This window comes from Dactylosporangium sp. NPDC051485, assembly GCF_040682015.1.
Classification (GTDB): Bacteria; Actinomycetota; Actinomycetes; order Mycobacteriales; family Micromonosporaceae; genus Dactylosporangium.
Genome location: NZ_JBFAZW010000229.1, coordinates 1 through 4,878 on the forward strand (window position 1 = coordinate 1; position 4,878 = coordinate 4,878).

4 protein-coding genes and 1 pseudogene are annotated in these 4,878 nt (G+C 72.5%); 3 read left to right on the forward strand and 2 right to left on the reverse strand.

What is annotated here, in order from left to right; genetic code table 11:
- Both AB0M46_RS51010 and AB0M46_RS51015 read left to right on the forward strand, forming a co-directional pair.
- Positions 1 to 221 (forward strand): annotated as a pseudogene (locus AB0M46_RS51010) (hypothetical protein); the annotation flags it as partial.
- A 138-nt stretch (positions 222 to 359) separates the two neighbouring features.
- Entirely contained in the window at positions 360 to 1,655 is a 1,296-nt protein-coding gene (locus AB0M46_RS51015; protein WP_363348961.1) for an MFS transporter, read from the forward strand.
- 25 nt (positions 1,656 to 1,680) lie between these two features.
- On the opposite strand, the gene AB0M46_RS51020 is transcribed toward AB0M46_RS51015, so the two are convergent.
- Complete coding sequence (locus AB0M46_RS51020) at positions 1,681 to 2,094, reverse strand: hypothetical protein (protein WP_363348963.1); 414 nt, start codon at positions 2,092 to 2,094, stop codon at positions 1,681 to 1,683.
- Between the two features lie 39 nt (positions 2,095 to 2,133).
- Between AB0M46_RS51020 and AB0M46_RS51025 the strand changes: the two genes are divergently transcribed.
- Entirely contained in the window at positions 2,134 to 3,174 is a 1,041-nt protein-coding gene (locus tag AB0M46_RS51025; protein ID WP_363348965.1) for an NAD(P)-dependent oxidoreductase, read from the forward strand.
- 68 nt (positions 3,175 to 3,242) lie between these two features.
- Here the strand turns inward: AB0M46_RS51025 and AB0M46_RS51030 are convergent, their stop codons facing one another.
- Positions 3,243 to 4,397 (reverse strand): glycosyltransferase 87 family protein, encoded by a 1,155-nt coding sequence (locus tag AB0M46_RS51030; protein ID WP_363348967.1) that lies wholly within the window; start codon positions 4,395 to 4,397, stop codon positions 3,243 to 3,245.
- Between the last annotated feature and the right edge of the window lie 481 nt (positions 4,398 to 4,878).

Sequence of the window (4,878 nt, forward strand, 5' to 3'; positions counted from 1 at the left end):
GGCACGAGCGGGGCCGGCGGGCCGCGCTCAAGCGGCTGGTGCGGGCCGCGGCGGACGACGGGCGGCTGCGGCCCGGCCTGACGGTCGGCCGGGCCACGGACACGCTGTGGGCGATCGTCACCTGGCACACGGTGGCGCTGCTGATCGAGCAGCGCGGCTGGAGCCGGGCCAAGCTCGCCCAATGGCTGGACCAGATGACCGAAACGGTGCTACACGGATAGCGTGGGAGCCACGGGGAAAACGCATTCCTGTCGACCTCGCCGGCCCCCGGAAAACAGGTCGGTTGCGGTGGGTGGCGCCGGTCACTCCGGCCCACCGCGCCCCCGCCCACAGGTAAGGACCGGAGCAGGCTGTCCGCCATGACCGTCGCCGCCCCGGCCGCCCGCAAGTTCGCCGCCCTGCGCAACCGGGACTGCCGGCCGTACCTCTTCGGCGCCGCCCTGTCGATGATGGCCGACAACATCGAGCACGTGATCACGTACTGGATGTTGTGGCAGAAGTTCCACTCCGAGGCCCTCGCCGGCTTCCAGGTGATCAGCCACTGGGTGCCGTTCCTGCTGCTGTCGGTGTGGTTCGGCGGCCTGGCCGACCGTTACGACTGCCGCCGGGTCATCCAGGCCGCCCAGGCGCTGTTCATGCTGGTCTCGCTGATCTGGGGCATCCTGTTCATCACCGGCTCCCTGCAGATCTGGCAGGCCTGCGTCCTGCTGGTGCTGCACGGCATGGCCGGCGCGCTGTGGGGCCCGGGCGAGCAGCTGATGCTGCACGACTTCGTCGGCGATGCGGAGCTGGCTTCGGCGGTACGGCTCAACGCGACCTTCCGCAGCCTGGGCGTCCTCTTCGGCCCGGCCGTCGGCTCCGTCCTGCTGGCGCTGCTGGGCCCGACGGCCGGCATCCTGACGAACATCGCCTTCTACCTGCCGCTGACGCTGTTCCTGTTCCGGACCAGGTTCACCGGCCACACCCGCCACAGCGGCCCCCGCGGCCAGCGCGTGGGCCTGTTCGACACGGTCAAGGTCCTGCGCCGCGTGGCCGGCGACCACACCTTGATCAGCATGATCATCCTCGCCGGCCTGGCCTCGTTCTTCGTCGGTACCGCGCTCCAGGCCGTCATGCCGGTCTTCGCCGACGACCTGGGCGGGGACAGCACGCGCAGCTACGGCGTCCTGCTCTTCGCCGCGGGCGCCGGCGGCGTCCTCGGCGGCGTCCTGCTGGAGGCCACGGGCCGCATCCGCCCGACCGTCCGCGCCGCCCTGGTCACCACCCTGATCTACGGCCTGTCCAGCCTCGCGTTCGCCGTGACCGCCAACTACCCCCTGGCCATCGTCGTGCTCTTCATCGGCGGCGTGGCCAACCTGGCCGCGATGTCCATCGGCCAGACCGTGACCCAGCTCCTGGCCCCATCGGCGGAGCGAGGCCGGGTCATCGGCGTCTACAACGTCTCGGCCAACGGCCTGCGGGCGGGCAGCGGCGTCACGGTCGGCGTGCTGGGCCAGGCCATCGGCGTGCACTGGTCCCTGGCCCTGAGCTCCGCCGCGCTGTGCCTGGGCACCGGCGCGGCCGCCCTGTACACCCGCCGCGGCGGCAAGGCAGCACCCCACCGCGCCGATCATCAGGTGCCAGCGGCCGCCGGCCACGACCAGCAGCCCGGATAGGGCGGCTCGGCGGACCTGCCGCGCCTCAGCGGTGGTCCAGCAGGCTTCCGAGGCCGTCGAGGCCGCCGTCCGGGTAGTGACCGGAGACCTCGGGGGCGAGCTGGAACGGCAGCATCCGGCCGGAGCCCGGGTATGCGAGGCGGATCTCGGACAGGTCCGCCGGTAGCACCCACGCCCGCACCGGCACGCCCGGCACGAGCGCCGCGGCATCCTCGGGCCGCAGCCGGTAGCCGAGGAACTCCAGGACGTGCTCCTCGATGCCCTCGAAGCGCAGCGACAGCCGGACCTTGCGGCCGACGACCTCGGACGCGACGATCGCGGCGGTGAGCACGGCGCCGCGCCGCAGGATGCGCCGCTGCCGCCAGTACGCCCCGATTCCGACGGCCGCGCCCGCGCCCGTCGCCACCACCGCACCGACCAGCGCCCACCAGAACACCACCGCAGCACGGTACTGGAAATGCCGTGAGAAAGTGCACCCGTGTTCACGTACCGGTTGCTCATCTGGGACGGGGCGCCCGACGACCTGCTCGACGGCGAGATCGAGCGGGCCCGGGCCGCCGGATGCGAGGTCACCCTCAACCTGCACCGCAGCGGCGTCACGCCCGCGCCGCGGGACGGCTTACGGGTGGTCCGGGAGCCGATCTTCGACCTCGGGCGGCTGGTCGAAACGGTCCGGGAAGGCGCGATCGGCTACGACGCCGTGAAGTCGCGGGCCAACGTGCCGCTGCCGGCCGGCTTCTTCGACGCCGCCTGCGCGCCCGGGCTGCGGCGGCCGTTGCGCGTGGTCGGCCAGATCGGCAGCGGGATCGGCCATATCGACACGAAGAGCGCCCAACGGTACGGCGTGCGCCTCGTCCACACGCCGGGGACCAACGCGGTCGGCGTGGCCGAGTTCGTCCTCGGGCAGATCCTGGCGGTGCTGCGCGGCCTGGTGCCGCACGACCGGGCCAGCCACGCCGGCATCTGGCGCGGACATCCGCCGGGGCGGGCCCGGGAGCTCGGGGAGTTGACGCTGGGGCTGGCGGGGTACGGGCACACCGGGGCGGCGCTCGCGCGACGGGCGGCGGCGCTGGGGATGCGGGTACTGGTGTGGCGGGCGCACGGCACCGGGACCGTGGGGGCACGGGAGGTACCGGCGCTGCACGATCTCCTGCCCGAGACCGACGTGCTCTCCGTGCACGCCCGCCACACGCCCGGCGGACCGGCGCTCATCGGGCGCCCGGAGCTGGCGCTGCTGCGGCCCGGCGCGGTCGTCGTGAACGCGGCGCGGGGTGGGCTGGTGGACGAGCAGGCCCTCGCCGACGCCCTGCGCGACCCGGGGCATCCGGTGGCGGGCGCGGCGGTCGACGTGTTCGAGCGGGAGCACGACCGGTTCTCCTCGCCGTTGGTCGGGGTGCCCGGCGCGCTGCTGACCCCGCACGTCGCCGGGCTGACCGGGCCGGCCACGCAGGCGGCGGCCCGCGAGTGCGTCGACCGGATCGTGGCCGCACTCGCCGGTCCTCAGTGCAGCTCCGCGTGAATCCTTGAGGGGTCAGGCTGCTTTGAGCGGGGTCGGCCTCGACGGGTGGCTTTTGCGAGGGTGGCGGGCTATGCCGTCTCGGCAAGCGACGGCCGCGTGGCCGGGGCCGGCAGCACCGTGGTGGGGCGCGGCGGCGATGTGACCGGTACCGTGAGCAGCAGCACCAGGCCGGTGATGACGTGCATGTTCGCGCCCGGCAGGTAGAGCGGGTTGGCGGGGTCCTTGAACAGCCAGAGGACCCTGGTGGCCATCAACCCGTAGATGCCGGCGCCGAGCAGCAGGTACCAGTACCGGTGGCGCCGATCGGCCCGCCGGTCGACGAGGACGAGCAGCGCCGGAATCTGCCAGACCAGGTGGTGCACCCAGCTGATCGGGCTGATCAGGCACACCGCCACACCGGTCAGCGCCAGGCCGGCCCAGGCGTCGTCGGCGGCGGCGGCCCGCCGCACCCGGTAGGCCCAGACCGCCAGGATGACCACGACGAGCGCGGGCCACACCGCCGCGGGCGCGTGCATCCTGGTCAATGCGCCGTCGAGGGACTGGTTTGGCACGGAGAAGATCTCGCCGACCCGGCCGGTCCGCCAGACCAGCGACGTCCAGTACGCGCGGGATGACCCCGGGGCGATCAGCCATCCGAGGCCGACGGTCGCCAACGCCGTACCGGCGGCAATGAACCCTGCCCGATAACGCCTGGCGAGCAGCAGGTATGCGATGAACACCGCCGGGGTGAGCTTGATGCCGGCGGCGACACCGATGAGGATACCGGCGGCGGGATGCCGTCCGACCAGGTACAGCAGGTCGACCGCGACGAGCGTGAGCAGCACCAGGTTGATCTGGCCGAGACTGAGGGTGTCCCGCCAGGGTTCGGTCGCGGCGAGCAGAATCCCGCCGGCGAGCGTCGGTGCCCACCGGTGAAACCGTCGCCAGAGCAGCAGCAGCGTTCCCGACACCGACGTGATCGCGAGGGCAACAGCGGCGACCGGCCACGCCACGATCGTCATGGGCAGCATGGCGATCGCGGCGAACGGTGGATAGGTGAAGCCGAATACCCGCACGGTCTCCGGTTGGCGGTAGGCGTACAGGTCACCGCCGTGCGCCCAGGAACGGACCGCGCCGTGGTAGATCCGCAGGTCGAACTGGTGCTGCCAGCGCGCCGAGGCGGCGACGAACAGGGCGACGCAGACCGCGAGGACGGCCAGGCCGACCCATTGCCGCCCGGACACGCTCGACGCTGATGCGGATTCGCCCGCCCGGGTGTCCAACGTCCGGCTCTCCCGTCGGTATCGATGAGGCGCGAACCGCGGTCGACACCGCACGTGTACACATGTGGTGTCGTCCAGGAATGCGGTTCGACCGCAGCGAATGCCGGGCGGAGGCCTCGCGGCGCGATGTCGCGGTCCAGTGTTCCAAGCGGCGGGGCATCCCCGTGGCGTCTTGGCGAGACCGGGCCGGACGGACCGGGCTGATCGCCCGCGGACTCACCCGCCGCGGAGCTGCACTCAGTAGCTACCGCGCTGCACCGGCCCGCAACTGATCTGTCGGGCGATCGGACCGATGTGATCCCTGAAGGCGCGACAGGGCGCCGACGCGAACTTCGGGGAGGACCGTCATGAGTGGTGGTGGACACGCGGCGAAGGCCGGCGCGCACGCCAAACACAAGAAGGGCGGCCACCACGAGGAGGAACACGAGAACCACGAACGGTG

What these genes read in the sequence shown, in the direction of transcription:
- AB0M46_RS51015 (WP_363348961.1), top strand. Translation starts at nt 360, where the DNA reads ATGACCGTCGCCGCCCCGGCCGCCCGCAAGTTCGCCGCCCTGCGCAAC.